General features: G+C 41.5%; 27 protein-coding genes and 1 pseudogene. 15 read left to right on the forward strand and 13 right to left on the reverse strand.

Annotated features, from left to right (window positions below; genetic code table 11):
• The first annotated feature begins 82 nt into the window (after positions 1-82).
• Both PF027_RS07680 and PF027_RS07685 read left to right on the forward strand, forming a co-directional pair.
• Complete coding sequence (locus PF027_RS07680) at positions 83-1,396, forward strand: MFS transporter (RefSeq protein WP_270872568.1); 1,314 nt, start codon at positions 83-85, stop codon at positions 1,394-1,396.
• Positions 1,386-2,585, forward strand: coding sequence for a molybdopterin molybdotransferase MoeA (locus PF027_RS07685; protein ID WP_270872569.1), 1,200 nt, complete (start codon positions 1,386-1,388; stop codon positions 2,583-2,585). The genes PF027_RS07680 and PF027_RS07685 overlap by 11 nt, the downstream gene beginning before the upstream one ends.
• A 76-nt stretch (positions 2,586-2,661) precedes the next feature.
• Here PF027_RS07685 and PF027_RS07690 read toward each other — a convergent pair whose 3' ends face one another.
• From PF027_RS07690 to PF027_RS07715, 6 genes are all read right to left on the reverse strand, one after another.
• Entirely contained in the window at positions 2,662-3,468 is an 807-nt protein-coding gene (locus PF027_RS07690; RefSeq protein ID WP_270865681.1) for a hypothetical protein, read from the reverse strand.
• Between the two features lie 13 nt (positions 3,469-3,481).
• On the reverse strand, positions 3,482-5,191 hold the full coding sequence (locus PF027_RS07695; RefSeq protein WP_270876296.1) for a hypothetical protein: 1,710 nt from the start codon (positions 5,189-5,191) through the stop codon (positions 3,482-3,484).
• A 79-nt stretch (positions 5,192-5,270) separates the two neighbouring features.
• On the reverse strand, positions 5,271-5,588 hold the full coding sequence (locus tag PF027_RS07700) for a hypothetical protein (protein ID WP_270872571.1): 318 nt from the start codon (positions 5,586-5,588) through the stop codon (positions 5,271-5,273).
• Entirely contained in the window at positions 5,588-5,755 is a 168-nt protein-coding gene (locus PF027_RS07705; protein WP_270858667.1) for a hypothetical protein, read from the reverse strand. The genes PF027_RS07700 and PF027_RS07705 overlap by 1 nt, the downstream gene beginning before the upstream one ends.
• Entirely contained in the window at positions 5,742-7,829 is a 2,088-nt protein-coding gene (locus tag PF027_RS07710) for a mechanosensitive ion channel family protein (RefSeq protein ID WP_270872572.1), read from the reverse strand. Before PF027_RS07710 ends, PF027_RS07705 begins: the two co-directional genes overlap by 14 nt.
• Positions 7,798-8,427, reverse strand: a complete 630-nt coding sequence (locus tag PF027_RS07715) for a carbonic anhydrase (protein WP_270872662.1) — start codon at positions 8,425-8,427, stop codon at positions 7,798-7,800. The genes PF027_RS07710 and PF027_RS07715 overlap by 32 nt, the downstream gene beginning before the upstream one ends.
• A gap of 165 nt (positions 8,428-8,592) precedes the next feature.
• Here PF027_RS07715 and PF027_RS07720 point away from each other — a divergent pair, with 165 nt between their 5' ends.
• From PF027_RS07720 to PF027_RS07745, 6 genes and pseudogenes are all read left to right on the forward strand, one after another.
• Positions 8,593-9,294 carry a Bax inhibitor-1/YccA family protein gene (locus PF027_RS07720; RefSeq protein ID WP_270872573.1) on the forward strand — a complete coding sequence of 234 codons (702 nt, stop codon included), beginning with the start codon at positions 8,593-8,595 and terminating at the stop codon, positions 9,292-9,294.
• Between the two features lie 90 nt (positions 9,295-9,384).
• A pseudogene (gene secG, locus PF027_RS07725) lies at positions 9,385-9,705 on the forward strand (preprotein translocase subunit SecG); the annotation flags it as partial.
• A 359-nt stretch (positions 9,706-10,064) separates the two neighbouring features.
• On the forward strand, positions 10,065-10,622 hold the full coding sequence (gene frr, locus PF027_RS07730) for a ribosome recycling factor (RefSeq protein ID WP_270858664.1): 558 nt from the start codon (positions 10,065-10,067) through the stop codon (positions 10,620-10,622).
• A 2-nt stretch (positions 10,623-10,624) separates the two neighbouring features.
• Entirely contained in the window at positions 10,625-11,233 is a 609-nt protein-coding gene (gene pyrE / locus PF027_RS07735) for an orotate phosphoribosyltransferase (protein ID WP_270872574.1), read from the forward strand.
• A 38-nt stretch (positions 11,234-11,271) separates the two neighbouring features.
• The gene (locus PF027_RS07740; protein WP_270872575.1) at positions 11,272-11,697 is read left to right on the forward strand and encodes an RDD family protein; all 426 of its coding nucleotides are present in this window, start codon (positions 11,272-11,274) and stop codon (positions 11,695-11,697) included.
• Positions 11,690-12,250: a ribonuclease HII gene (locus tag PF027_RS07745; protein WP_270872576.1), complete on the forward strand. Its 561-nt coding sequence runs from the start codon at positions 11,690-11,692 to the stop codon at positions 12,248-12,250. Before PF027_RS07740 ends, PF027_RS07745 begins: the two co-directional genes overlap by 8 nt.
• A gap of 60 nt (positions 12,251-12,310) precedes the next feature.
• Here the strand turns inward: PF027_RS07745 and PF027_RS07750 are convergent, their stop codons facing one another.
• Positions 12,311-12,670, reverse strand: a complete 360-nt coding sequence (locus PF027_RS07750) for a hypothetical protein (RefSeq protein ID WP_270872577.1) — start codon at positions 12,668-12,670, stop codon at positions 12,311-12,313.
• A 434-nt stretch (positions 12,671-13,104) separates the two neighbouring features.
• Between PF027_RS07750 and PF027_RS07755 the strand changes: the two genes are divergently transcribed.
• Positions 13,105-13,734, forward strand: coding sequence for a DUF4197 family protein (locus PF027_RS07755; protein WP_270872578.1), 630 nt, complete (start codon positions 13,105-13,107; stop codon positions 13,732-13,734).
• Positions 13,735-13,737: 3 nt separating this feature from the next.
• Positions 13,738-14,700 carry a DMT family transporter gene (locus tag PF027_RS07760; protein ID WP_270871124.1) on the forward strand — a complete coding sequence of 321 codons (963 nt, stop codon included), beginning with the start codon at positions 13,738-13,740 and terminating at the stop codon, positions 14,698-14,700.
• Here the strand turns inward: PF027_RS07760 and PF027_RS07765 are convergent.
• Genes PF027_RS07765 through PF027_RS07775 form a run of 3 tightly spaced genes read right to left on the reverse strand, consistent with a single transcriptional unit; the run spans position 14,644 to position 17,097 of the window.
• Complete coding sequence (locus tag PF027_RS07765) at positions 14,644-15,447, reverse strand: metal ABC transporter permease (protein WP_270871125.1); 804 nt, start codon at positions 15,445-15,447, stop codon at positions 14,644-14,646. The genes PF027_RS07760 and PF027_RS07765 overlap by 57 nt on opposite strands.
• Positions 15,440-16,204, reverse strand: a complete 765-nt coding sequence (locus PF027_RS07770; protein WP_270858657.1) for a metal ABC transporter ATP-binding protein — start codon at positions 16,202-16,204, stop codon at positions 15,440-15,442. Before PF027_RS07770 ends, PF027_RS07765 begins: the two co-directional genes overlap by 8 nt.
• Positions 16,201-17,097 carry a metal ABC transporter solute-binding protein, Zn/Mn family gene (locus PF027_RS07775; protein WP_270872579.1) on the reverse strand — a complete coding sequence of 299 codons (897 nt, stop codon included), beginning with the start codon at positions 17,095-17,097 and terminating at the stop codon, positions 16,201-16,203. Before PF027_RS07775 ends, PF027_RS07770 begins: the two co-directional genes overlap by 4 nt.
• A 77-nt stretch (positions 17,098-17,174) precedes the next feature.
• On the opposite strand from PF027_RS07775, the gene PF027_RS07780 reads away from it, so the two are divergent.
• From PF027_RS07780 to PF027_RS07790, 3 genes are read left to right on the forward strand one after another with little or no spacing between them, the layout of a single operon-like run.
• Positions 17,175-17,906, forward strand: coding sequence for a class I SAM-dependent methyltransferase (locus PF027_RS07780; RefSeq protein ID WP_270872580.1), 732 nt, complete (start codon positions 17,175-17,177; stop codon positions 17,904-17,906).
• Positions 17,869-18,729, forward strand: coding sequence for a cytochrome-c peroxidase (locus tag PF027_RS07785; RefSeq protein ID WP_270872581.1), 861 nt, complete (start codon positions 17,869-17,871; stop codon positions 18,727-18,729). Before PF027_RS07780 ends, PF027_RS07785 begins: the two co-directional genes overlap by 38 nt.
• A 9-nt stretch (positions 18,730-18,738) precedes the next feature.
• Positions 18,739-21,246 carry a sensor domain-containing phosphodiesterase gene (locus PF027_RS07790; RefSeq protein ID WP_270872582.1) on the forward strand — a complete coding sequence of 836 codons (2,508 nt, stop codon included), beginning with the start codon at positions 18,739-18,741 and terminating at the stop codon, positions 21,244-21,246.
• Between the two features lie 376 nt (positions 21,247-21,622).
• Here PF027_RS07790 and PF027_RS07795 read toward each other — a convergent pair whose 3' ends face one another.
• Complete coding sequence (locus PF027_RS07795; RefSeq protein ID WP_270872583.1) at positions 21,623-22,597, reverse strand: DUF475 domain-containing protein; 975 nt, start codon at positions 22,595-22,597, stop codon at positions 21,623-21,625.
• Between the two features lie 83 nt (positions 22,598-22,680).
• On the opposite strand from PF027_RS07795, the gene PF027_RS07800 reads away from it, so the two are divergent.
• Both PF027_RS07800 and PF027_RS07805 read left to right on the forward strand, forming a co-directional pair.
• Entirely contained in the window at positions 22,681-24,021 is a 1,341-nt protein-coding gene (locus PF027_RS07800; RefSeq protein ID WP_270858651.1) for a Na+/H+ antiporter family protein, read from the forward strand.
• A gap of 218 nt (positions 24,022-24,239) precedes the next feature.
• Complete coding sequence (locus PF027_RS07805; protein WP_270876302.1) at positions 24,240-25,211, forward strand: alpha/beta hydrolase; 972 nt, start codon at positions 24,240-24,242, stop codon at positions 25,209-25,211.
• A gap of 38 nt (positions 25,212-25,249) precedes the next feature.
• Here PF027_RS07805 and PF027_RS07810 read toward each other — a convergent pair whose 3' ends face one another.
• Both PF027_RS07810 and PF027_RS07815 read right to left on the reverse strand, forming a co-directional pair.
• Positions 25,250-25,777: a cysteine hydrolase family protein gene (locus tag PF027_RS07810; RefSeq protein ID WP_270873413.1), complete on the reverse strand. Its 528-nt coding sequence runs from the start codon at positions 25,775-25,777 to the stop codon at positions 25,250-25,252.
• Positions 25,774-26,535: a nitrilase-related carbon-nitrogen hydrolase gene (locus PF027_RS07815; protein ID WP_270876295.1), complete on the reverse strand. Its 762-nt coding sequence runs from the start codon at positions 26,533-26,535 to the stop codon at positions 25,774-25,776. Before PF027_RS07815 ends, PF027_RS07810 begins: the two co-directional genes overlap by 4 nt.
• Between the last annotated feature and the right edge of the window lie 10 nt (positions 26,536-26,545).

A 26,545-nucleotide genomic window follows, 5' to 3' on the forward strand; every position in this document is an offset into this window, starting at 1 on the left:
CTTGCGTAAAAACGCTTATTTTATCCAAATTTGACAAAATTTTAGCTACAATCACGGACAAAAATAATCTTTAAGGCTTTCGATGTTAAATACAATTTTGCCACTTAGTTTTATCGCAGCGACCCGCTTTTTTGGGCTTTTTATCCTGCTTCCGGTGCTTAGCTACTATGCTTTGGAGCTTCGCGGTGCCAATGAAAAACTAGTCGGCGTTTTAATCGGCGTGTATGCGATTATGCAAATGCTCTTGCAGACCCCATTTGGCGCGCTTAGCGATAAAATCGGGCGCAAAAACACTATCGCAATCGGACTTGTGATTTTTATCGCAGGATCTGTGTTTTGCGCCTTTGCTAGCGACATTTACACTATGATTTTGGGGCGATTTGTGCAGGGTTGTGGGGCTATCGGAGCTGTGGCTACGGCGCTGATTAGCGATTTTACCACGGAAGAAAACAGAGGCAAGGCAATGGCGATAATGGGCGCGATGATAGGCTGTGCCTTTGGCGCGGCGATGATTTTAAGCCCGGTTTTGAGCGCGAAATTTGGGCTGGCAAGCCTTTTTTGGCTAAGTGTCATTTTGACGATTTTTTGCCTGATTTTGCTTTTTTCTCTCGTGCCAGCTGAACCCAAAATTCGCTCCAAAATGCCCAAAAAATCCTCACTCGCGCTTTTGCGAGATAAAAATTTATCCTTGCTAAATTTAAGCAATTTTTTCCAAAAAGCCTTTATGACGACCGCATTTTTCCTAATCCCCATAATGCTTCACTCTAAATTTGGCTTTGCGCAAGACGAATTTATCAAAGTCTATGGCATAGCTATGATTTTTGGCTTTTTGGCTATGGGCGCAAGTGGCGCAATTGGCGAAAAACGCGGACTTTCAAAGCAAATTTTGCTTCTTGGAATTTTATTTTTTATTGTTTCGTATTTGATTTTTGCTTTTGCAAACAACCCTTATTTTTTTATTTTTGGCGTGATTATATTTTTCGCCGGATTTAACGCGCACGAGCCCATTATGCAGAGCCTTGCGTCGAAATTCGCCAAAACCGCAAACCGCGGCGAAGCACTTGGAATTTTCACTTCGTTTGGGTTTTTTGGCAGTTTTATCGGGGGCGTGTGTGGCGGAGTGGCGTATGGCTGGGTCGGTATTTTGGGTATCGGGCTAGTCGTGGCAGTGCTTGGGGCGGTGTGGTTTGCGATGATTTTATCACTGCCAAATCCGAAAATTTTTAAAAATTTATATTTTGATAAAGCACTAAATTTCGATTTTAGCGCCATTAGCGGACAGGCTGGGATTGTCGAAATTTACGAAAACGGCGAGAATTTCGTCGTCAAATACAACTCAAAAATCATAAGCACAGAAGAGATTAAAAATTTGCTAGGAGCCACCGATGCAGTTTGAGAGTTTGCAAAGCGCGGTTGCGAGGTTTAAAGCCAGCGTCGCGCCCGAGAAAAAGAGCGAAATTTTGCCCCTAAACGAGGCTTTGGGGAGAATTTTAGCCGATGAAATTCGCGCACCATTTGCCAAGCCAGCGCACCCTACCGCCTCCATGGACGGATACGCACTAAATAGCGCAAATTTGGCGTGCGGGGCGAAATTTAAGGTCATCTCGCAAACTCCTGCTGGAAGCATGCCAATGTCTTCCCCGAAATCTGGCGAGTGCGTCAAAACCTTCACAGGAGCGATTATGGCGGAGGGTGCGGATACTCTCGTGCCTGTGGAAAATGTCAGTGTCTGCGACGATGAAATCATAATCGACAATCCTGTGCCTGCTGGCTTTGCCGTGCGAAAAATCGGTGAGAGCTACGAAAAGGGCGAGGTTTTACTAAGCGCAAACTCACGGCTAAATTTTGCAAGCATTGCGCTTTTGGCTGAGCTTGGCATGGCTAGTGTGGCAGTGTTTGCGCGCCCAAAAGTCGCTATAATCGCCACTGGAAGCGAAATCAAACGCCCGGGCGAGAGCTTAGAAAACGAGGCGCAAATTTATAGCTCAAACAACTTCGCGCTTTTAAATTTGGCGCGTGCAATGGGGTTTGAAGTGGTGAGCGAGCAAATCATCAGCGACGATAAAGACGCCCTAAAAAGCGCGCTCTTTGGCGCACTCACGCGCGCTGATATCGTAATTACAAGTGGCGGAGTGAGCATGGGGGATTATGATTTTATGAAGGCTTTGGTGAGGGAGAATTTCGAAATCCTAGTCGATAAAATCGCCATAAAACCGGGGCGCCATGTAAAAATCGCCAAATTTGGCGAGAAATTTATCTTCGCGCTGCCTGGATTTCCGCTTTCTAGCATTGTTACTGGGTTTTTGTTTTTGCGTGCGTTTTTGAGCGCGAAATTTGGGCTTGATGACGGGTGCGAGAGTAGCGCGATTTTAAGCAACGATTATGCGAAAAAATCGCCGTTTTTGGAGTTTGCACTTGGCGATATCAGCGTCCAAAATGGGCAAATTTTTATCTCTACTGCGGGTAAAAAGCAAGGATCTAGCGCGATTTTGAATAATTTTGGCCCAAATTCTGCCCTTCTAATCGCAGAGCAAAATTTAAGCGCAAATTCTGTGGTGAAAATTTTGCAAATCCCAAGGTGGTGAGGTTTGGAAAAAAATAAAATTTTTAAAAATTAGGCTAAATTTTGAAAATTTAAATTTTTTCAATCAAACTAAAATTTTAAATTTTACCGCCTAGAAGCATAAAAATCGCAATACCAAGAGCTAAAACTGAAACAATTAACGAAACTATGCTTATCAAACCATTGTTTTTAAGCTTAGATATTTCGCTTTCGAGCTTGGCTATTTGCCTGCTTTGTTCGGTGTCTAGGCTATCTTTTTCATCAAGTCTTGTTTTATTTGAGCTGATATTTATGGCATTTGCTCTTATATCTTTACTCTGTTTATCATCAAGCATATCTTTTTCATCAAGGCGTTTTGAATTTTGAAACACTTGTTTTCTTGTATCCTCAATTTTTTCTTCATTAGCTTTTAATCTAGCAACATGTTTCTTGCTACTCTCAATGATACTTATAACGCTTTGTTTAGATTGTTCGCTGAGTTCTAAAATTCTACCATCGCGCGTCGTAAAACCATCAGTTAGCATACCGCCCATTGTATCTATCATATACTCTGTATATTTTATAGAACCACAAGTAAGCCCAATAGAGCTTTGCACTATATTGGCTAACTCGCGAGTTGCTTCTGCATTTAGCTCGTTCATATCAGCAAGTAACTCGTCTCTTTTTTTACTACCATCATCCATTATGCCAAATGTAGCTTTATTTCCAATAAATCTAAAAAACCCACCGGTATCTTTACTGCGCCTAGATAAAGAACGAATTTCATCTAATTTTTCATCTATATTATGCAATTTTGCAAAGATATTTTGCTCTATAAATTCATTAACTTTGGCTTGTATCTCATCATTGCTTACCCCGTTTTTTATAGCCTGTTCTATTATAGTAACCGCTTTGTTGTTTTCCATTTTTTATCCTTATTTATAAATTTTCTAACTCACTAAGAGCATTATTAATCTCATCAAAATTTGATTTTATTTTATTTGAAGTTTTTTCGTCGCTTTGTCTTATCCTTTCTTTGGCTGTTTCAAGTGTTTGCTTGGAGTGAAGTGTGCTATCTAATAGCGTCTTATACCCATCGCCTAAGACAAACCAGCTTTGTGCTATGCTAAGCTGAACCACTTCACCACTTTTTGCCATTAACTGAAATTTGAGTTTTGATTGTTTAGCGTTTGAACGAAATTTATCCATATAATAAAGCACGATAGTAGTTAAAAGTCCGCCAAGTAACGCACTTATTGTTACCGAAAGGGCACTACCTACTGTGCCATGCTCCGAAAAAGGCAAAGGCAGAGCCATTATGGCATTTAGCCCCGGCACACTTGCTAAAAGCGAGTCGATCCCAGCAGAAAGCCCAAGCGAAGCCCCGCCTATAATGCCTGTAATCAAAATTTTAAAAGCTTCATAATAAACATCGTCTTTATCTACATTTTCTGGCGGATTTACTATCATTTTAATAGCCTGAACTAGCGAAACAAAACCGGCTCTAATTATGCTGACTATTTTTTTGAGCGTTGTAGTAACGAGATTGATTGCAAAGACTAGCAAATTTGAAAAAAATGCCGTTATAGCACCTTCAAGTGAGCCTTTTAATATATCTTTCCATTTGGCTTTGATATTTTCCCAAATTTCGCCAAGACGAGTTTTGAAACGCTTCGAAATTTCAGAAAAACTCTCATCGCCAAAATTTTTAAGCGTTATTTTTATTTCATCGATTGTAGCTTCGATAAATTCCCTAAGTATGAGCGCAAACACAGAATACACAGCCATTTTAACAGCATCTTTTCCACCTGTTATAGCAAGTTCTTTTCCGTCTTTTTTGACTTGGGCTTTGAATTTTTCCATATTTACGAATTTACGAGCCTCTTTATCTTTTTCGAGTGCAACCTTTTCATCCAAGCCAAAGTGTTCCGCGTTTGTTTTGCCGTCATCATTTCGTTTTTGTTTTATCCAATCTTTCATTTTTTTATTGCCTTTTGACTGATTTGGGCTATTTTTTACGGCAGCTAGATTTATCTTGTTTGTAGCTATTTTGGCTCTTTGCTCTGGTGTCATATATAAATTTAGTGCTGGGTCAAATTCTATTTCGTGAGCTGAGACAATATGGTCGATATTTGTATCGTTTCTCGAAATTTTACCGCTTCCATACTCGCAATCAATCGTATCGTTATTTGCAAATAGTTCGTTTTTCATTTTATCTAAACCATTATCGTAACCCCTATCTTTTCGCAAACCTTTACCTTTTTTGCTCCATATCTTTTCTTTATTGTTTTCCCATTCTTCGTATTTTTTTCTATCTTCGTCGTTTGCCGTTATACCTTGTTTGAAATTATGGGTTGTTGTTACGCTACCGCCGTCTTTGCTGGATATTACAAGACTAGCAAGTCCAAATTGTGAAGTGATTGTATTGATTGCATTTTCTTTGCAAAGTTCGAGCAACTTTGCACTATCGCCTTGCGATAGTTTATCTTTTAATTCGTTTAATTCAGTTATTGCTATTTCTAGCTCACCGCTTAACCGAATTCTAAGCGCGTCATAATCGAAGCCAGCTACTCTCTCTCTCTCTCTCTCGATTTCAAAAATAGAATTGTCGCTTAATTTTTCATCAAGCCAATCAATTTGTTTTTCCATTTATGCTCCAAATTCAATAAGAAATTTTAAAAATATATAACAAAATCTCTAAATTCTAGCGAATTTAGAGATTTCAAATTTACAAATCCGCTAGTTTGCAACTAGAAGTTATCGCAAATTTGGTCAAAAATGCCTTGTTTTCGCGATCGATCCTGCGAAGCTCGTCGATTTGAGCTGGGTCGTATTCGTGCGCAAAATCAAGGTCTTCTAGCGGAAATAGCGCCTTTTCAAGCTCCTTGCTCAAAGCCTTTATGCGCGCGCCGTCTTTGCAAGCTTCGAGCGATTTATGCAAATCTTGCATGATTTGTTCTGCCTTTTGGGGCGCGACCTTCATCGGCGTAAATTCCGCACCAAAAACGCAGGCGCAAAACGCGCAAATTAAAGCGATTTTTCTCATTAGTAATCATCTCCGTCGATGTTGTTGTAGTTTAACCCCTCGCCATCATCATAGCTATAATCGTCCTCGTCATAAGCGTAGTTATAGCCCTCTTCGCCCTCGATTATATCCTCATCGTAATCGTCCAAATCCTCGTATTCTTCGAAGTCTTCGTCAAACTCTCTCATCATCTCCTCCTTCACTAAATTTCGGGTTATCATAATCAAATTTTGGTAATTTTTCAACATACAAGCTCTGCGACGGGAAGGCAAATTCTAGCCCGTTGTTCTCGACAATCTGCATGATTTTAAACAAAATATCCTCTTTAATCTGCAAATAATCATCTCTCATAACGGTTTTTGTGAAGCAATACACTAGGATATTTACCGAGCTATCGCCGAAGCTATCGAGCACTACATTCATCGTGCTTTTATAGCCCGCTAGATCGTCGATCGAGACCATGTTTTGGCGCGAGCGCATACGAAAATCGCGCGAATTTGTCGCGCTATCGCCAGATTGAGCGATACGAGGGTGCGCTTTTAGCATTTCTTTGATATCTTCGATACACTTCCTGAGTTGCTCTGATCTAGCAGAGTATGTTACGCCCACGATGATATTGATATGGCGGCCGACCTTGCGGCGATTCCAGTTTTTGATATTTTGCGCCATAATGTTTGCATTTGGCACGAAAACAAGGGCATTATCAAAGGTTCTAATCGTGGTTTTTCTAAACCCAGTCTCCACGACCGTGCCCTCTATGTCGCCCACTACGACATGATCGCCTTGTGAAAATGAATTATCAAACAAAAGCATGATTGATTGGAAGAAATTTGCGATAATATCCTTGGTCGCAAACGCAATCGCCAAACCTCCGATTCCAAGCGAGGCTAGTATCGCGCTGACATCGAAACCTAGCCGTTTTAAAATAAGCAAAAGAGCAATTATTACTACGATGATATATAAAATTTTGATAACCAAATTTATAACATCTTTTCTAACGCCCTTTTTAGCGATATTTCCTAGCACGATTATGCCGTATCCGTCGATGATTTCGATGATGACCCACGCCCACAAAACGACATAGATTATCGACAAAATGCTAGCAAACCTTATCGGCACAGGGGCTGGATAGAAAAATATCACCAGCGAAATATCTATCGAATACGCTATCAAAAGCACGCCAAGCGGGCGTTTTATCGTGGCTACGACCTGCTCTTTTATGGTTTCTTTATCAATGGCTGTGGAGCGATTTATGATTTTAAAGACGAAATAAATCAAATTCGCTAACACCCTGCGAAGTGAGTAGAAAAAGAGCATTATCGCGCTAATTAGCACGATTTTGCCGAAATTTATGCGTCTATCTTTGATAGGGGAAATTTCATTTATGCTATCAATTGCGGATTTGAAATTTAGGCTAGTAAAAATCACGCTAGACGCGAGTAAATCGGCATTTGAGTGCAAATAGGATAAAATTTCCTCGTAAGTTGCTTTATCATTTTTAAGCTCGCTAAATTTAGCCACGAAATTTTCGGCATCTTCTTGCGATTTTAGGGCTTCTTTTAGCTTGGAAGTTTTATCTAGTGAATACTCCGAAATCCTGCTAAGCGCGTCCTCTAAGCTCATTTTTAGCTCATCTTTGCTAGCACCATTTACAAAAAGATTATCAAGTTTTAAAATTTCTTGATAAAAAATATCCCCAAGCGCCATTCTATCGGCACTAACTGCTGCGCTTACATACTCAATCGAATTTTGCTTTTTCGCAAATTTCGCCAGCGTATCCTCGATATTTTTCTTAATCTCAGCGTATTTTAAAAGCCCTTCCCTACTTAGCGTATTATTCGTAATCGCCATAGGAACGCTCTCTAAAAGCCTTGCTTTGTTTTCTTTGAGAGTTTTTAGCGAGCTATCTGTGGCGTTGGCTTCGCCTTTTGGCGAGATAGCAAGGATTTTTTTATTTATCTCTTTGATCTCATTTACCACGCGATAAAAGGAATTTGCGCCATTTGTTTCGTTTGCGTTAAGTTCGTTTTGTGCGACCTTATTTACGATCATATCATAGACTTCGCTTTTGTTCGCATCGCCCCCTGAAACCTCGCTCAAAAACTCTTCGACTTCCTTTTTTTTCTCTTCTAAATTTGGCGCAGGAACTGCGCTTTGGCTCGAATTTTGCTCGGTTAAATTTTGGTCGCTTTTATTCGCTTCTGCGTAGATAAAATTTAGGCAAAGCGCACTAATCAAAAAGCTGATGAGAAATTTTTTCATAGTCATAATCCTTGTTTAATAGCGCAAAATGGTCATTGTGCGGGTCGTAGTTGAAAATTTCGCCCGTTTCGATGATATAGTGCCAGCCAAAAATTTTAATCTCTCCTGCCATATAACCATCTTTGACATTTGGGTAGCTTAGCAGATTTCGTATCGAATTTACGATATTTAGGCGTTCGGCTAGCCACTCTCTTTTAGCTTTATCGTTGGCGCAGTGCTTTGAAATTTGATCTTTTACCCCAGACATCAAATTTATCCATTTTTTCACATTTGGGGTTTTTTGTAGTTTTGCCTCGTCATAAAACAGCGCCGCGCAACCGCCACAATTGCTGTGTCCGCAAACGATGATTTGTTTGATCCCTAAGGCATACAGCGCGTATTCGATAGCCGCTGTGGTAGCGACGAAATCATCACTAACGCGATATGGTGGGACGATGTTTGCGATATTTCGCACTACAAACATTTCGCCCGGTTTTGTCGAAGTTATGAGCCCTGGCACCACGCGCGAATCCGAACACCCGATAAAAAGCGTGTGTGGGGTCTGCGTATTTGCCAAAGAGCTAAAAAGCTCGGCGTGCTCGGCGTAGTTTTCTTCCATAAATTTAATTGCACCATTGATTAGTTGTTCAGCCAAAATTCTCTCCTTTTTAAAAAACGGCTGATTATATATTGCTTTTTTAAATAGAAAAAATTTTAGCTATTTATTATATATTTGGTAAAATTTTGCTAAACTCCCTACCCAAAATTAAAAAAAGGAGAGAAAATGAGTCTTTACGATAGAAATCATCTTACTAGCGAATACGACGCGAGCTACGATGCGCCATTAGAGCAAGGCAGAGTTAGCAAACTCATCAAAGAAACTTATGCTCTTTTAACAGCTTCTATGGTCGCAGCCGCCGCTGGTGCGTATGTAGCGATGAGCACAGGCGTAGCAATGGGACTAAATCCGTTGCTATATTTTATTTTGATGATTGGTTTGATTTTTGCAATGCAATTCGCCGTCAATCGCGGAGCTAACAGCCTTGCATTGGTTTTGCTTTTTGCCTTTACATTTATCACAGGTCTTACGCTAGGTAAGGTTTTATCGCTTTATATCGGTGCTGGTATGGGCGGCGTGGTAACGCAAGCTTTCGTGGCTACTGCGGTTACATTTGGCGCACTTACTGTGTATGCGATGAACTCAAAAGTCAATGTCGATAGCTGGGGCAAACCGCTATTTATCTCGCTAATCGCAGTGATTATCATCGGATTTTTGAACTACTTTTTCTTCAAAAGTTCGCTTGTAAGCTTGGGAACTTCTTGTTTTAGTGCGCTTTTGTTTTCGTCTTATATCATTTATGATACCAAAAATATCATCAACGGCGTCTATACTTCGCCAATCATGGCAGCTGTGGGTATGTATCTAAATATCTACAACCTTTTTATGTCACTTCTAAATATCCTTGGTTTTGCAAACAGGGATTAAAATTTAGGGCGCAAATTTGGCGCCCTTAACTTAAAATTTATATTTTTTTCATTATAATGCCAAATTCAATTTTTTTCAAAGGTTAATATTGTGACTACTTTATTTTTGGTTTTACAAGTAATTTTTGCTATCGTAATAACAATCGCCGTGTTGTTACAAAAAAGCTCATCTATCGGTCTTGGCGCATATAGCGGAAGCAACGAAAGTCTATTTGGCGCAAAGGGACCTGCTGGATTTTTGGCTAAATTTACAGCGTTTATGGGAATTTTATTTGTGGCAAACACTCTTGCTTTGGCATATTTTTATCAACAAGACGCAAAATCATCAGTAATCGACCGCGTCAAAGTAGAACAAAAACAAAGCGAAGCGCCTAAAAACGCCGTTCCAGCCGTGCCAAGCGCACCAAAGGCAAATAGCTTAAATGTAAAACCTTCGTTTGATAACGCAGCTAATGCTTTGCAAAGTGGAGCAGAAAAAATTTCAGAAGCAGTTGAAAACAACGCTAGCGCGGCAGTAGAAGCTGTGAAACAAAGCATAGAGGGCGTAGAAAACAATATCTCACAAGCTAGCGAAAAAATCGAACAAAAAGCTAGCGAGCTTGGCGCAGCAATCGAGGGCAACGCCACAGAGGCTCTCAAAACTCTAAGCGATCAAAATCAATCAAAATAATTCTAAATTTTTGCATTTAAAAATGTCAAATTTCGCATTTTTAAATGCAACTCTTATTTTTTTTACGCTACAATTCACAAATTTTTCTTAAAAGGATTTTAATGTTAGACTCTATTTATAAAGACCAGAAATCGCACTGCGACAAAGCTATTGAAGCCCTTAAAAAGGACTTTGGGACACTTCGCACCGGCAAGGTAAATATAAATATCCTAGACCACATTACGGTTGATTACTACGGAAGCCAAACCCCACTCAATCAAGTCGCTACCGTTTTGGCGACAGACGCTGTTACGATCACAATCACGCCTTGGGAAAAACCAATGCTAAAAACGATTGAAAGCGCGATTGCAGCGGCAAATATCGGCGTAAATCCGAACAACGACGGCGAGGCTGTGAAGCTGTTTTTCCCACCGATGACGGTAGAGCAAAGACAAGAAAACGCCAAAAAAGCCAAAGCAATGGGCGAAAAGGCAAAAATCAGCATTAGAAATATCAGAAAAGACGCGAACGACGAGGTTAAAAAACTAGAAAAAGACAAAGCTATTAGCGAAGATGACGCTAAAAAAGGCTACGATGAAGTGCAAAAAATCACCGATAACTACTCAGCCAAAATCGATGAAACCGTAAAAGCCAAAGAGGCAGAGTTATTGAAGGTTTGATAATGGAAATCGAAAGAATTTACAAAGAAAACGGCGCGTATTTGCACGGGCATTTTTTGCTCAGTAGCGGAAACCACTCCGAATACTACCTCCAAAGTGCAAAAGTTTTAGAAAACCCTGCCCTAGCCGGGGAGTTAGCAAGCCAGCTAGCGGGCGTCATAAAAAATGCTGGCATTAGCTATGATAGCGTCTGCTCGCCAGCACTTGGCGGAATTTTGGCTGGTTACGAGCTAGCCAAGCAAGCTGGCAAACGCTTTATTTTCACTGAGCGCGTCGAAAAGGTTATGAGCCTAAGACGCGGTTTTGAAGTCAAAAAGGGCGAAAAATTTGTAATCTGCGAAGATATCATCACCACAGGCGGCTCTGCCTTAGAGAGTGCGAAAATCATCGAGAGCCTTGGTGGCGAGGTTGTAGCTTTTGCGGCCCTTGCAAACCGCGGATTTTGCGCAGTGGCAAATTTAGGCAACTCGCGCCATGAAAGCTGCAAACTCCCATTTGATAAACCACTTTTTACGCTTGGAAATTTCAGCTTCGAAATTTACGAGCCAAATTCCTGCCCACTTTGCAAAAACGGAAGCGTGGCAATCAAACCTGGTTCGCGCGGAAACTAAATTTCGCGCGAAATGCAAATTTATTCAAGGAAATTTAAGTGGCAAAGCAAAAAGCGGTAATCGCGCCGGTGTTTTTACGCGTAAAGGCCTTTATCGTCGATATGTTTTTCATCGCAATGCCACTTTTTTATATCACGACCTACCTTGTTTTGGGCTCGAAAGAGGCTTTTCAAAGTAACCAAATCGCAATCGCACTAATCTGGCTAGCTTACGGGGCAATCTGCGCGGTTTTTTACGTCAAATCAGCCCAAAGCCCTGGCTATAAATTTTCAAATATCTATCTTATTGATCTTCGCTCAGGGCGCAAAATTTCATTTTTTCGCGCGTTTTTGCGCTTTTTGTGCTTTATTTTGGCGGGATTTAGCATGATTGGGCTATTGATCTGCTTTTTTCGCAAAGACAGGCTCTGTCTGCACGATATCCTAACCCACACAGCAGCTGTGAGGAAAAGCGACAATGGCTGAGATTTGCGGTATCGACGAGGCTGGCAGAGGCTGTATCGCAGGGCCTTTGTGCGTGGCAGGCTGTGTTTTGCATGCCCAAATTTCAGGGCTAAATGACAGCAAAAAACTAAGCGAAAAAAAACGCGAAGAACTATTTGAAAAAATCGTTAAAAACTCAAATTTTAAAATAGTCGAATTTTCTAGCGCCAATGTCGATGAAATGGGGCTTAGCGCATGTTTAAAAAGCGCGCTTGAAGAGATTGTGGCGCACTTTGGGGAGCAAAATTTCGACATTATTTTTGACGGAAATTCCAAATTTGGCGCAAGTGGATTTCGCACAATGGTTAAAGCCGATGCTAAAATCGCAGAGGTAAGCGCAGCCTCGATTTTAGCGAAGGTTACCCGCGATCGCAAAATGAGAGAGATCGCAAAAGCTTGCCCGCAATACGGCTTCGCAAAAAACAAAGGATACGGCGCAAAAGCCCATATCGAGGCGATTAAAAAATTTGGCTACACAGAATTTCACCGCAAAAGCTACCATTTAAAGGCGCTGGAAAAGTCGCTGTTTGATTGAAATTAATTTAAGTTATAAAAAAGATTAATTTTGCCAAATTCTTTGAATTTGGCAATTTTTTTAGCATTTACCTGCTTTTCTTAATAGCTTGTTGCAGTTTGCAGAGCCTTTTTGGCTAGATGAGCCACCTACCTTTGTGCATAATGAATCAGATTTTGTGCCGCCAAACAATGTGAAATTTCTCTCGAAATAGCAGCGATATGTATTGCCTTTTTTGTCTTTTACTTTGTAATTCACGGTATTATACATCCCGCTACCTTCGACATTGACGGAGTTTTCGACAATGGTTAGATTTGACTGATCGACGCCAGTTGCCATCTCTGCACTGTTTAAAATCTCGCTGGTTTGGGGTTGCTTGGCAGATCCACAGCCAGATAGCCCAAGTCCTGCGACTGCGCATAATAAAATAAGTTTTTTCATAGTGAAATCCTTTGAAATAAAATAGGTGCGTATGTTACCCCGCCCCCCATTAATTTTCGCTGAAATTATCATTAAATTTTTTTGGATTTTTTATAATACTGCGCTAAAATTTTAAATTTTAAAATGCAAAATAAAATTTCGGCGCAGTATTTAGGGCTTGGTGCGCCGAAATTTTACGCAGAAAATTTACGCTAAATTTTGCAACGAAATTTTGTGCAAAATTCCGCTAAAATAGGCAAAATTTAGCCGTTCCGCCCAAATTTCAGCTTTCGCCTTTTTTCATTTTTGCGATTGCTTCGAGGGCGGATTTATAGGCTCTCTCGCCGATTTCACGAGCCTTAGAGGCGACACTTTTTGATTAAAATTTTAAATCGCATTGAATAAACATTAAATTTTTTGCCATAAAATAGCGAAATTTTTTATGGGGGCAAATTTTGCTTAAAAAAATTATTTTGATTTTCGCGCCATTTTTTTTAATGGCTAGTTGGGAAGAGGTCGCTGTAAAGGGACTAGATGTGATGATAAGCGCCAATGTCGGCGACAGCGAAAATTTCAAACGCTCTCTTTCTTCGCTCATCGAGCGCGCCGCGAGAGAATACGCCAAATCAGGCATAACGCAATACGAGCTGGATTTGCCAAATTTCATCGCCAAAAAAACGAGCTCAAACTCCCCTGCTGCGCGCACCATGCGTCGCTCGCTAACCCAAAGCCTAACCCCTGCAATCCCAAATTTAAAGCAAATTTTGCAAACCAAAATCTCAGCTATGGACGAAAACTCCACGCAGGCCATAATGCGTGGCGAGCTAAGCTTAGCGCATTATATGAGAGTTAATGCCTTTAATGAAATTTACGCCGCCCTGCGCCCAAATATCGAAAACCTTGCCAGCGACACAAGCTTTGCCAAAAGCTACAAAAACGCCACAGGAAGCGAGATCGGCGATGATTTTGCGAACGAATTTACAAGCGAATTTTTAAACGACGCCTTTGATAAACTAGTCGCCCACGAGCGCGAATTTCGCAACAGCACAGAGGCGATGTTTAATATCCTAAAAACTATTCGCTAGCTTATGCGCTCTAAATTTAACCAGCCAAATTCAACCCTTATTTGGGAGCTTGCCCTAATTTGCGTCGCACTGATTTGGGGTAGCACATTTATCCCCGTTCAGCGCGCCACTGCAAACGCTGATATTTTTAGCTTTTTGTTTTGGAGATTTTTGCTCGCTAGCGTTTTTATGTATCTAGCAAGCCTGAAATTTAAGCCTAAATTCGACACAAAAACCATATTTTTCGGCATTTTTTGCGGGCTAATGCTATTTTTTGACTTTACCTGCCAGACCTTTGCCCTGCGCTACACTCTATCATCATCGGTGGCCTTTATTTTGGGGCTTAATGTCATTATGGTGCCATTTATGATGTATGCGTTTTTTCGCAAAAGTGTCGGAATTTTCGCTTTTTTGGGCGCTGGCGTGGCAGTTTTGGGGCTATTTTTTCTAAGTGGGGCTAGCAATGTTGGCTTTAACCTTGGCGAGCAACTCACGCTGATTTCTGCCTTTATGTATGCCCTACACATCGTATTTACCGGTGTTTGCGCTAGGAGGTGCAACCTGCACGGCTTTGTGGTGATGCAGTTTGTTTGCGTGAGTGTTTGCACACTTTTTGCCGCGATTTCCACGCCACACGAAAATTTCGCAAATTCCATAAATTTAATCGGAAATTTGACATTTTCCTTCAAATTTGACTTCATTTTCGCCCTGATTTTAACCTCGATTTTCGCCACTGTTTTTGCGTTTTTTATCCAAACACTAGCCCAAGAAAAGGGCGTCAGCGAGATCAAAACGGTGCTTATTTTCACACTCGAACCCCTTGGCGCTGGCGTGCTGGGATACATTTTTGGCGAAAAGTTAAGCCCGCTTCAAATCACGGGCGCAGGGCTCATACTAGGTGGAATTTTACTAAGCGAACTTGGCGGGATTTTAAGCGCGAAATTTAGCAATAAGCGCACTGGCGAAAAAGCAGACCGAAGCGATTAAAATTATCGCCGCACCGCTTGTGAGATTGTAAAAATAGCTTAGCGCTAGCCCGCTAAGGCAAAAAATCGCAGAAATTATCACAGCACTTATCATCATAATGCCTAAATTTTTCGAAATTTTCTCCGCGATAAATGGCGGGATCGTCATCAGCGAAATGACTAGTATCAGCCCCACAATCTGGATCGCGCTCACAATCGCAAAGCTCGCCATTATCACCAAAACATAATAAAACACGCTCGTATTTACCCCACGAAGCGTGGCAAACTCCCTATCGAAGCTAATTGCCAAAAACTGCCTATAAAAGCAGATTATAATCAGCACAAAAACAGCGTCGCAAATGAGAGTGAAATTCAAGGTCGCGCTATCAATAGCCAAAATCGAGCCAAACAAAAAGCTCATCAAATCGCTTTTATAACCCGGCGCAAGGTCAGCAAAAATAATCCCCAGAGCCATACCAAAAGCCCAAATTGCGCCGATTATGGCGTCAAATCGTTCATTATTTCTAGCCGTGATATAAGCGATTATCAGAGCCAAAAGTAGCGAAAACACGCTCGCGCCCAAAAGTGGCGAAAATCCAAAATATATCGCCATACCGACCCCGCCATACGCCCCGTGCGCGATTCCACCGGCGATGAAGCTCATTTTATTTATGACGATCAGCGAACCTATCACGCCACAAATCACGCTGACTAAAAGTGCGCCTATTAGGGCATTTCGCATAAATTCCAAAGCCAAAATTTCACTCATGCTCGTCCCCACAGTGGCAATCATTTAGCGCAAGCTCAACCGAGCAAAAATGCCCATGCTCCTCGCGCAGGTGCTTTAAAAACTTCGCCCTCCCACTCGGATGCACGCTGTGCATGTGAAGCGAACCACCACTGACATAAACAGCGCGGTTTGCGTAATTTAACGCCAAATTCAAATCATGACTAATCATAATAATGCCCGTGCCCTCTGAATTTAGGCTTTTTAATAGCTCATAAATCTGCACCTGCCCCATAGTATCGATACTAGCCAAAGGTTCGTCCAAAAGCAAAATTTTCGCATTTGCGCACAGAGCGCGCGCGATATAGACCCGCTGTCTCTGCCCCCCACTTAGCTCGCTGATTTTTGCCTCGCCAAGATCTCTCATACCCACTCGCTCCAAGGCTTCAAGGGCTTTTAGGCGATCTTTTTTGGTGTAAAATCCAAAAATTTTTTTATCTATTAGCCCCATTAAAACCACATCAGCCACGCTGATTGGAAAGCTTTTGTTAATAGCGATGAATTGGGGCACATAGCCGATTTGCTTCCTAGCAGCAACCGGGGATTTGCCAAGCACCTCGATTTTGCCACTATCTGGCCTTAAAAGTCCCAAAATCAGGCGCAAAAGCGTGCTTTTGCCACTGCCATTAGGGCCAAAAATTGATAAAAAATCGTTGATTTCATACTCTAAATTTATCGAATTTAAAATTTGGCGCTTTTCGTAAGAAAACGAAAGGTTGCTAAGCTTTACGGCGCTCATTTTTGCGCCCCCGCAGCCGAGATTTCATCTATTAATTTTTTAAGCTCGCTTTGCCACTCATAGCTTAAAAAATCGATTTGTGTGAGCTTTGCGCCTGTTTGGGTGGCTAGGATTTGCGCTGCCTTGCTTGCAAACTGCGGGCTAGTGAAGATCACGCCGATTTTTTCATCATTTGCTAGCTTTATCAAATCCGCCAAATCAGCCGGTTTTGGCTCGCCCCCACCTTGCTCGACTGCGATTTGTATGAGTTCATACCTGCGCGCAAAATACCCAAGTGTAGGGTGATAAATGATAAATTTCGCCCCAGATAAATTTGATAAATTTTGCAAGGCATAAGCGTGAAGCTCGTCTAATTCTGCCTCAAATTTAGCCAAATTTTGCTCGTATTTGGCGCAGTTTGCGCTGTTTAATTCGCATAAATTTTTAGCGATATTTTGCGAAATTTGTTTTACCAAAATCGGATCTAGCCAAATGTGCGGATCGGCTCCGTCGTGGGCGTGCTCGGCGTGGTCGTGTTTTTCGGCATAGTCGTGTTCTTCGCCCTCTTCGCCTAAATTTTCGAAATTTACCTTCTCTATCCCTGCGCTTAAATCATAAAATTTCACCCCGCTAGCGTTTGCGCTAAACCTTTTTAGCCACACCTCATCAAACTCCGTGCCTATGCCAAAATACGCCACGCTCTTTGCGATATCACGCATTGTGGCGGGTTTGGGCTCGTATGTGTGAGGATCGGCGCTCTTATCCACGACGCTTTTTATCACAAAATCATCATCTGCGATTTTTTGCGCGAAATATCTCACAGGCTCGATTGTTACGCTAATTTGCGCCAAATCTTGGGCAAAATTTGCGCTAAATAAAAATGGGATTATCAAAAATTTGGGCAAAATTTTCATAAATTCTCCTTGTAAAACTGACGATTATATCATTTATAATAGAAATTTTGGTATTATTGCGAGAATTTGAGGTCGTTATGGAAAATATCTGGGACAAAAAAGCCGAAACTTACGCTAAATTCGATACAAATTTAAATGAATTTGGACAAAATTTATTTAAATTTATCGAAGATGAGGGCATAAATTTCGCAGGCAAAAGCGTCATCGACATAGGCGCAGGAACCGGCGTGTATTCGCTATATATCGCTACTTTGGGCGCTAAGCTTTACGCTCTTGATAGCTCGGTTGCAATGCTTGGCGAGCTAAAAATCAGCGCGCAAAAACATGGCATTAATGTGGAGCAAATCATAAACGATGATTTTGCCAGTTTTACCCAGAAAAATGAGCTTAAATTTGACATTGCGTTTTTGAGTATGAGCCCTGCACTGCGCACTAAGCAGGACTTTGATATGTTTTTAAATCTAGCAAAACGCAAAATTTATGTAAATTGGGCGAGCGAGCGAAATTCCTCGATGTTGGCGCCGATTTTCGCGCATTTTGGGATAAAAAAATCTAGTCTAAATTTAACCACGCAAAATTTCGAGTTAAATTTAAAAAACAAAAATATCCCTTACAAATCGCGCGAGATTAGCGAAAGGCGCATACAAAGGCGAAATTTGGGCGAAGCGGTGCAAAATGCGCTGTGGCATTTGGGGGTAAATGGCGCAAATATCAGCGAAAAGGCGCTAGAAAATCTTTTGGAAAAACAGGTAAAAAATGGGATTATCACAGATGAGATCAACGCTACTTTCAAAGCTTTTATTATTTAGTATTGTCCCTATTTTAGGCATTTGCGATGATATTTTCATACCGCTAAAAATGCCAGCGTTTAGCCCCGAAAAAGCTAGCCTTGGCATGAAGCTTTACCGCGACGCTAAATTTAGCGAGCAAAAGCGCTCTTGCGATAGCTGCCACAATCTCTACCTAAACTCATCGGGCGCTAGCGTGCGAAATGGCGAAATCCCCACAATCCTAAACGCTTATTATATCGAGCGATACTCGGGCGGAAACTTTTTCCCTAGCCTAAATGAGCGCATTAAAACCTCGGTTTTAAGCCCCAAAGAGTTAGCCTCATCAAAAGAGAAAATCGAGCTAATAATCACCCAAAATATAGCCTACAAACGCGAATTTAAAAAGCTCTATGGCAAGGCAAATTTCGAAAATTTCGTCGATGCCCTAGGCGAGTATCTGAAATCAAAAACCACGATAAATTCTAAATTTGACCGCGTTTTGCGCAATGAGGAAAAATTCAGCGAAAGCGAATTTAAGGGCTATTTGCTCTTTATCGAGCTGTGTTCGTATTGCCACAATGGCGCGAATTTAGGCACCAACTCATACGCCAAAGTGCCTAATAAAAACCTGAATTTCAACCCAAACACAAGGATTTCAAACCATCGAAGCCACACTTACAACTATCGAAGCCACACTTACAAAAGAGTGCCGACCCTGCGAAATATCACCAAAACAGCCCCTTACATAAACGGCGAGTATTCGCTAGCGCGCTCGATTAAATTTTTGTTCCGCGATGTGTTTGATTACAGCTTAGATGATGATGATTTGCAAAATTTGCTGGATTTTTTGGCGACATTATAAGGAGTTATGATGAAAAAATTATTTTCAAATTTTAACCAAATTAGTAAAGACACCATAAACTGGATAATCATGAGTATTATCATGATAATAAGCCTTAGCTTCGCGCTAAGTTACTTTATCTCGCTAAAAAATGTCTCAGACTACAACGCCGTAACACGCCAAATGACGATGATTTATGATGCGAACACTAGGCTAAATACGCTCTTTTCCTCTGATAAACCTAGCCGCGATTTTAGCTCGATTAACGAAAATATGAAAGTCGTGTATAACACCCTAGATACGCTGGGACAAAATCCGCTGATTTTGGATAATTCATTTAGCAACGATGTCGAGTATCTAAAAACAGCCTTTGCTGAAAAAATCAAACTCATCGACGAGCTAGGCGCGCTAAATTCGCAAAATAGCGTCATCTTGCACGCGATAGAGCAAAAATACATCAACCCAAACTCACGCTACGAAGTGGTAAATATTTTCTCGCAAATCACGCAGCTAAACTACAATAACTACACCGAAATTTACGCCCTAAAAGAAAAAATAAAATACATAACTCCGCAAAATTTAACCGAGCAAAATTTCTTAAAAAACGCAAATTTGGTGCTTGATAATCTCACTAAGCTAAATTTAATCATCACCCGAAATGAAAGCGCAATCAACGGCAAATTCAAGGATTTAAGGGAAAAATTTGCGAATTTCAACGCCGAATTTTACAACTCGTTTTCCGAAATGACTATGGTTTTTACCGCGATATTTTTGACATTTTTGCTCATCACCTACATGGTAAATTCAGACGCAATCAGCAAAAAACAAAAACTCCGCCCATACAAAGCCCTAGTCGATAGGGACGAAAACGCCGTATTTTTGCTAAATCATAAATTTCAAATCACCTACGCTAACAAGCAAGTAACCGAAATGTTTGGCTACAAACTAGACGAGCTAAAAGGCAAGGATATCGGCATAATCGCAGCTAGCGAGGACCATGCCAAATTCGAAAAAAAACTTAAAGAAGAAAGCGATAAGATTGGATATTTCACGCAGCAGCTGCGTTTGCTAGATAAAAATGGCACGCCGATTAACTCCAAAATAAAGCTCTCAAAATTAGACGAAAAGTCCAAATACCCACACTATGGCGTTTTTATCAAAGATATGCGCCCAAATGAAGCTATGCAAGCTAGCCTAGCAGCAGCAGAGCAAACCCTGCTCGAACAAGGCTATGTCGATAAAATGACAAATTTCGGTAGCGAACTAGCCCTAAATGAAAGGATAATCAAACCAGAGATAGAAGGCTATATCATCTACCTAACAATCGCGAATTTTGATAATCTTAGACTATTTTATTCTAGCGATATTACTAGCCAAATCATAAAGGTATTTGCAAGGTCGCTTGATTTGTTTTTGGTCACAGAAAAAATCCCAGCCCAGCCATTTCGTATGCAAGGCGATGAATTTTGCCTATTTTATCCCGTTCATAAAGCTAGCAAAGAAAATATCGATAATAGAATTATTGTCGCAAATCATGTGCGCAAAATCATCGCAAAATTTACAAACCAACAGACCAAAATCGCAACCAAAGCTGGCGACATAAGCGTAACGATAAATGTCGTGGCTGGCGTAAGTAGCAATAAAGACAATAATCGCGCTACAAGGGTGTTTCAAGCGGTCATGGCGATGTATGAAGCACAGCAAAAAAACGAAAATTTGGAGTATTACCGCCCAAACAACCCAATCGAGCTAAAATACGCCCAAAACCAACTGATGATAAATACAATCCAGCAAGCGATCAAAACAAACCATGTCTTCGTGCTAGTCCAGCCGATTTTCGATATCTCAAAATCAGATCCAAACGGCAGAGAATACGGCACGCAAAGGACAAATTTCGTCCCTCTTGTCTATGAAATTTTAATCCGTCTAATCGATGATTCTGGCAGGGTTAGGCACCCGGGCGAGTTTATGGATGTCGCAAAACAGGCCTCACTTTACACTTCGCTGACAAAAATCGTAATCGAGGAGGCATTTAGGCTAATCGAAAATTTCCCAAATTCGAAATTTAGTATAAATTTGTCGTTTTTCGATATCGCAAACAACGAAATTCGCGCACTTTTGGAAGAAAAATTAGCAAAGGCAAAAAACGCGAAAAATCTCTTTATCGAAATTTTAGAGAGCGAGGAATTCGACGATTACGATAGCCTGCGAAAGTTTATCGCCACAGCCAAAAACCGCGGCTGCAAGATAGCTATCGACGACTTTGGCTCGGGGTATTCGAACTACTACCGCGTTTTGACGCTCGATGTGGATTTCATCAAAATCGACGGCGCACTCATCAAAGATATCGTAGCTGATGAAAGCTCGCGCGCGATTGTGGAGACTATCACAGCCTTTGCAAAAAACAGAAATTACGAAATCATCGCAGAATATGTCGAAAATCACCAAATTTCGACGATTTTGGAGAGCATGGGTATAAAATACATGCAAGGATTTTTTTACAGCAAACCAATGGAACCATCAAAAATCGCCGTGTAAGCTATATTTGCAAGGAAATGCGAAGCATTTCAGTAAAATTAAATCAGCTAAATTTAAAGCGAAGCTTTAAATTTAGCCACCTTAAAAGCGTCGTCGGGGGTTGGGGGATTGTAAGGGGGAAGGGGCGCGACCTCGCAATTCAAGCCCCATTCCCCCTTACGAGAAAAACACGGCGCAGGTTAAATTCAAAAAATAATTTAATGCTAAATTTAGGTTGAAATTTGAATTTAAATTTTACTGGATTGCTTCGGCGATAAATCGCCTCGCAATGACAAATCAAACAACACGCTCAATCTGTCATTGCGAGAATTTTGCGTAAGCAAAATTCGTGGCAATCTACGAACATAAAATTCAGGGGCAGTGTTTTTGCGGAATTTTACCCATTTTTTCTGTTATACAAAATCGAGCAAACAAAGGCAGAAAAAATAAAAATTATCCCCAGTGTGCCGGTTATCACCTCGCTGATTTCAAATTCGAGCTTGATAAACATAATCGCTGCAAGCGTGCCAATCGCATAATGCGCGCCGTGTTCTAAAAAAATAAACTTCGCCAGCGTGCCACGCTCGACCAAATATATCGTGAGTGAGCGCACAAACATCGCCCCAGCCCCAAGTCCTAGCATGATGATAAAGATATTGTTGCTTAGCGCAAACGCCCCAATCACGCCGTCAAAGCTAAAACTAGCGTCCAGCATTTCGAGGTAAATAAAGCCGTTTAGGCCGTTTCTAACGCCACCAGCACTAAAAATTTTATCAAACGACTTTATCAAAATAAACAAAATTATCGCGCTAAAATATGCGATAATCGCCGTTTTTGAGGGGATTAAAACAGCCAAAACTACGCCTAAAATCACAGCGAGTAAAATTTCAAATTTTGGGAAATTTTTGAGCCTTCTTACCAAAGCATTTTCTTCTAAAACCCGTATCCAAGGCTCTCTATCCTCATCGTCGAAGAAAAAGCTCAAAAACACCATCATCAAAAACGCCCCGCCAAAAATGTAAATGCCGTCTTTGTTTTCTTCTAAAATTTCACTATACCGCGCAGGGTTGTTTAGTGCTAAATTTAGGCTCTCGAAAAGCCCCAAATGCGAAGCAGCACTTACTATGATAATCGGAAATGCGAACCTCATACCAAAAACCGCCACAGGTATGCCCCATACGATAAACCTTTTGCGCCAAATCGCGTTCATATCCGCTAAAACTTTGGCATTTACCACGGCATTATCAAAACTTAGGCTGATTTCTAAAATCGACAAAAGCGCGCAAATATACGCCCCAGCAAATCCGCCTAAAAAAAACCCTACCAAAACAGCTATAAATAATATGAAAAATGATGAATAAAAATAACGCAAATTTTTCCTTTTTTTGAGCGATTTTAGCGTAAATTTGCCTTGAATTTAATATAATTTGCCCAAATTCCACACAAAGGCAAAAAATGTTAAGCAACCCAGTGTTTTTAAGCATACTTTTGATGAGTATTTTGTGTTTGCTTCGCTGTAATGTCATGCTAGCTATCCTAATCAGCGCGATTTGCGCGGTGCTGACTAGCCATATCCCGCTAATGGACGCCATAGGCTATTTCATCAACGGCAACCCGCAAACTGGCAGTGTCGGCATGGGCGGAAACTTGGAAACTGCGCTATCGTATATCCTACTTGGCGTCATCGCAAGTGCCGTAGCTCGCACAAATTTGACGGCGATTTTGGTGCGAAGCGTGGCTGGATTTATCAGCGATAAAAAATTTATTTTCATCGCTATGATTGCCTTTATTTCGTGTTTATCACAAAATTTAATCCCTGTTCATATCGCATTTATCCCGATACTAATCCCGCCACTTGTAAAAATTATGAACTCACTAAAACTCGACCGCCGCGCCATAGCCTGCGCGCTGACATTTGGTTTGCAAACCCCGTATATGGCGTTTCCTGTGGGCTTTGGTCTGATTTTTATGGGAATTATCCAAAAAGAGATGAGCAAAAACGGCATGGATGTAGGTATCAGCGATATCGCTGGGGTCATGTGGATGAGTGCCATACCTATGGTAATTGGCCTTGTTTTAGCCATGCTTTACTACCGCAAGCCACGAAGCTATACTCAAACCAAAGAGAGCATTGAAGCGCATTTTGAGGAATTTAAAATGCAAAAACGAGAATGGGGCGTGCTAGCTGGGATTATAGTGTGCTTCATCGCTCAACTTGTCCTTAGCATGGTAATCCAAATCGACGCTGGCTCAATGCCCTTTGCCGCTCTGGCTGGAATCCTTACAATGCTACTTTTAGGCGGTATTCCATGGGGCGAGTTAGATAGCATTTTCGACCAAGGCGTGCATATGCTAGGATACATCGCGTTTTTGATGCTTGTAGCTGGCGGATTTGGCACGATTATCAAAGAAACAGGCGGCGTGGGCGAGCTAGTAAGCGCAGTGGCTAGCCTAAGTGGCGGCAAAATCGGTGGAGCCGTGCTAATGATAGGCATAGGGCTTCTTGTAACAATGGGAATCGGATCTAGTTTTGGCACAATTCCGATTATCGCGACGATTTATTGTCCTTTGGCAGCTGAGCTTGGATTTAGCGTGGCTGCGACGATTTTTATCATCGGTGTGGCAGCAGGTCTTGGAGATGCTGGAAGTCCAGCCAGCGATAGCACGCTAGCCCCTACTGCTGGGCTAAACATCGATGGCGAGCATAACCATATCTGGGATACCTGCGTCCCGACATTTATATTTTTCAATATCCCGCTAATCATCTTTGGCGTAATTTTTGCGATAATTTTATAAATTTTTAGGGTTAAATTTCAAAATTTAACCCTAGATAAATTTTGAAATTTGCAGAATTAGGCAATAAATTTGGATAATCTTTCTAACTAAAATTTCTTAAATTTGCTAAAATTTTCTCACTAAATTTCAATCAAGGAGAAAATATGAAAAAAGTCCTAATCTCGCTAGCTCTCGGAGCTGTTTTAGCCACCACTGCAAGTGCCAAAGGCGAAGCGGATATGCCAAAAAATGTAGTGAGTGCGTGGGATAAAACCTTTGCAAAAAGCGACAAAGTAAATCACAAAAAAGTAGCCTTCAAAAACCGCTACGGAATTGTAATCGTTGCGGATTTATACACTCCAAAAAATATGAACGGCAAACTCCCTGCAATCGCCATTTCTGGCCCTTATGGCGCAGTCAAAGAGCAATCTAGCGGACTTCACGCGCAAACCTTAGCCGAGCGAGGATTTGTAACACTAGCCTTTGATCCAAGTTTCACAGGCGAGAGCGGTGGCGATGTGCGCGACATTTCTAGCCCTGATATAAACACAGAGGATTTTAGCGCAGCCGTGGATTATCTGGGCGTGCAAGACTTCGTCGATAGAGAAAAAATCGGAATTTTAGGCATTTGTGGCTGGGCTGGATTTGCGCTAAATGCTGCTATCAGCGATACTCGCATAAAGGCCGTTGCGACCACGACGATGTATGATATGACCCGTGTAACCGCAAAAGGATACAACGACAGCGTAGATGAAAATGCTAGATTTGAGGCCAAAAAGGCGTTAAATTTGCAACGCTGGACGGACTTCGAAAAGGGCGAGGTAGAGTATTTGCCAAGCGGAAATATCGACCCTAAAACCATTACCGAGCAAACACCAAAATTTGTCGCTGACTACGCGCTGTATTATAAAACCGAGCGTGGTTACCACGAGCGCGCAATCAACTCAAAAGAGCATTTTTGGAGCAAAACAGACGCGTTAGCGCGTATGAGCGATAAAATTTTAACTTACGCAAATGAGCTTCGCGCCCCTGTTTTACTAGCGCACGGCGAGGTCGCGCACTCACGATATTTTAGCGAGGACGCATTTAAAGAGCTTGGAAGCAAAAACAAAGAGCTTTTTATCGTGCCGGGTGCAAGTCATACGGATTTGTATGATAAAAAAATTCCGTTTGATAAATTTGAAGAATTTTTCAAGGCAAATTTGAAATAAATTTGGCAAATTTGGCGCGAATTTGCGCCAAATTTAACTTAAATCACCAAAATTCCAGCATTTCTCATTAAATTTAACGCGCACTTTTCATAATACTCGCGCTCATGATTTGGCGCGTCGTATGTCGCCACACACTCGCTTGGCACGACAATGTCCTTATTAATGTCATTTTCGTTGAAATATGTGCGAAGCGCAAGGGCAAATTGCAAAACGCAAATATCCGTGCAGCACCCCGTAATCACAAATCTATCAAATTCGCTCAAAATAGCCTTATCAAGGGCATAAAAGCCGTTTGTCGAGCGTTTTTTGGTGGTGTTTTGGGGGGTGGCAAATTCGGCTAGCTCGTCGATTATTTCGGCCTCTGGCGAGCCCTCGATGCAGTGCGCTGGGTAGCGTTTCATCTCCAAATCCCGCTCGCCGTGCGCGTCGCAGATGAAATGCACGCCTGCACTTCTGCGGATTTGCGAAGCGATTGCGGGTGCGATTTTAGCGATGTTTGGATCTGCCATTGCGCCAAATTTCGCAAAACCATTTACCATATCGATTACAAAAACTAAATCCTTCATAAAATCTCCTTTAAAATCTCTTTTCGCTCATCTTTTAAAATATCCATTTGCGCCCGAACTAGCGAAATTTGGGCTAGATTAATACCGCAAATTTCACTTTCTTGCTCCACTCCAAGCTCGCACAAAATCTCTCCCTCAGGGCTAATCACGCACGAATGCCCGCCAGAGGCGCTATTTAGGGCTACTAAAAAACACTGCGCCTCAATCGCCCTAGCCCGCGCGAGAGTGCGGAAATGCTCTATGCGAGAGTGCGGAAACTGCGCGATGACAAAGATAATTTGCGCGCCATTTTTGGCAAGGTAACGGAAAATTTCGCCAAATCGCAAATCATAGCAAATCGCAAGTCCGATTTTTACGGGTTTTTCATCATGCAAAATTTCACAAAGCCCGAATTTATCGCCAGCGCGGACAAATTTATTTTCACCTGAATTTGAAAAAAGAAAAATTTTATCGTAATGATAAATTTCACGCCCGTTTTGATACACCAAGGCACGGTTGTAAATTTCGCCATTTTCGTTCAGTGCTAGCCCAGCGATTGCGACTTTTTGCGCTGAAATTTCGCGTAAAAATTCGCGCGCTTTTTCGTTTTGCTCTGGCAAAATTTCGCTAAAAATTTCAGGCGCAAATCCGCTTAAAAATGTCTCAGGAAGCACGATAATATCGCAATCCCTCGCCTGCGAAGTCAAATTTCGCGCATTGGATAAATTTTGCTTGAATTTTAAAATTTCGCTTTTAATCTGCGCTAGTGCGATTTTCACTTTTCTACCC

Source organism: Campylobacter sp. VBCF_01 NA2, from assembly GCF_027797205.1.
Classification (GTDB): Bacteria; Campylobacterota; Campylobacteria; order Campylobacterales; family Campylobacteraceae; genus Campylobacter_B.

What these genes read in the sequence shown, in the direction of transcription:
- PF027_RS07680 (WP_270872568.1), top strand. Translation starts at nt 83, where the DNA reads ATGTTAAATACAATTTTGCCACTTAGTTTTATCGCAGCGACCCGCTTT.
- PF027_RS07685 (WP_270872569.1), top strand. Translation starts at nt 1,386, where the DNA reads ATGCAGTTTGAGAGTTTGCAAAGCGCGGTTGCGAGGTTTAAAGCCAGC.
- PF027_RS07690 (WP_270865681.1), bottom strand. Translation starts at nt 3,468, where the DNA reads ATGGAAAACAACAAAGCGGTTACTATAATAGAACAGGCTATAAAAAAC.
- PF027_RS07695 (WP_270876296.1), bottom strand. Translation starts at nt 5,191, where the DNA reads ATGGAAAAACAAATTGATTGGCTTGATGAAAAATTAAGCGACAATTCT.
- PF027_RS07700 (WP_270872571.1), bottom strand. Translation starts at nt 5,588, where the DNA reads ATGAGAAAAATCGCTTTAATTTGCGCGTTTTGCGCCTGCGTTTTTGGT.
- PF027_RS07705 (WP_270858667.1), bottom strand. Translation starts at nt 5,755, where the DNA reads ATGAGAGAGTTTGACGAAGACTTCGAAGAATACGAGGATTTGGACGAT.
- PF027_RS07710 (WP_270872572.1), bottom strand. Translation starts at nt 7,829, where the DNA reads ATGAAAAAATTTCTCATCAGCTTTTTGATTAGTGCGCTTTGCCTAAAT.
- PF027_RS07715 (WP_270872662.1), bottom strand. Translation starts at nt 8,427, where the DNA reads ATGGAAGAAAACTACGCCGAGCACGCCGAGCTTTTTAGCTCTTTGGCA.
- PF027_RS07720 (WP_270872573.1), top strand. Translation starts at nt 8,593, where the DNA reads ATGAGTCTTTACGATAGAAATCATCTTACTAGCGAATACGACGCGAGC.
- frr (WP_270858664.1), top strand. Translation starts at nt 10,065, where the DNA reads ATGTTAGACTCTATTTATAAAGACCAGAAATCGCACTGCGACAAAGCT.
- pyrE (WP_270872574.1), top strand. Translation starts at nt 10,625, where the DNA reads ATGGAAATCGAAAGAATTTACAAAGAAAACGGCGCGTATTTGCACGGG.
- PF027_RS07745 (WP_270872576.1), top strand. Translation starts at nt 11,690, where the DNA reads ATGGCTGAGATTTGCGGTATCGACGAGGCTGGCAGAGGCTGTATCGCA.
- PF027_RS07750 (WP_270872577.1), bottom strand. Translation starts at nt 12,670, where the DNA reads ATGAAAAAACTTATTTTATTATGCGCAGTCGCAGGACTTGGGCTATCT.
- PF027_RS07760 (WP_270871124.1), top strand. Translation starts at nt 13,738, where the DNA reads ATGCGCTCTAAATTTAACCAGCCAAATTCAACCCTTATTTGGGAGCTT.
- PF027_RS07765 (WP_270871125.1), bottom strand. Translation starts at nt 15,447, where the DNA reads ATGAGTGAAATTTTGGCTTTGGAATTTATGCGAAATGCCCTAATAGGC.
- PF027_RS07770 (WP_270858657.1), bottom strand. Translation starts at nt 16,204, where the DNA reads ATGAGCGCCGTAAAGCTTAGCAACCTTTCGTTTTCTTACGAAAAGCGC.
- PF027_RS07775 (WP_270872579.1), bottom strand. Translation starts at nt 17,097, where the DNA reads ATGAAAATTTTGCCCAAATTTTTGATAATCCCATTTTTATTTAGCGCA.
- PF027_RS07780 (WP_270872580.1), top strand. Translation starts at nt 17,175, where the DNA reads ATGGAAAATATCTGGGACAAAAAAGCCGAAACTTACGCTAAATTCGAT.
- PF027_RS07785 (WP_270872581.1), top strand. Translation starts at nt 17,869, where the DNA reads ATGAGATCAACGCTACTTTCAAAGCTTTTATTATTTAGTATTGTCCCT.
- PF027_RS07790 (WP_270872582.1), top strand. Translation starts at nt 18,739, where the DNA reads ATGAAAAAATTATTTTCAAATTTTAACCAAATTAGTAAAGACACCATA.
- PF027_RS07800 (WP_270858651.1), top strand. Translation starts at nt 22,681, where the DNA reads ATGTTAAGCAACCCAGTGTTTTTAAGCATACTTTTGATGAGTATTTTG.
- PF027_RS07805 (WP_270876302.1), top strand. Translation starts at nt 24,240, where the DNA reads ATGCCAAAAAATGTAGTGAGTGCGTGGGATAAAACCTTTGCAAAAAGC.
- PF027_RS07810 (WP_270873413.1), bottom strand. Translation starts at nt 25,777, where the DNA reads ATGAAGGATTTAGTTTTTGTAATCGATATGGTAAATGGTTTTGCGAAA.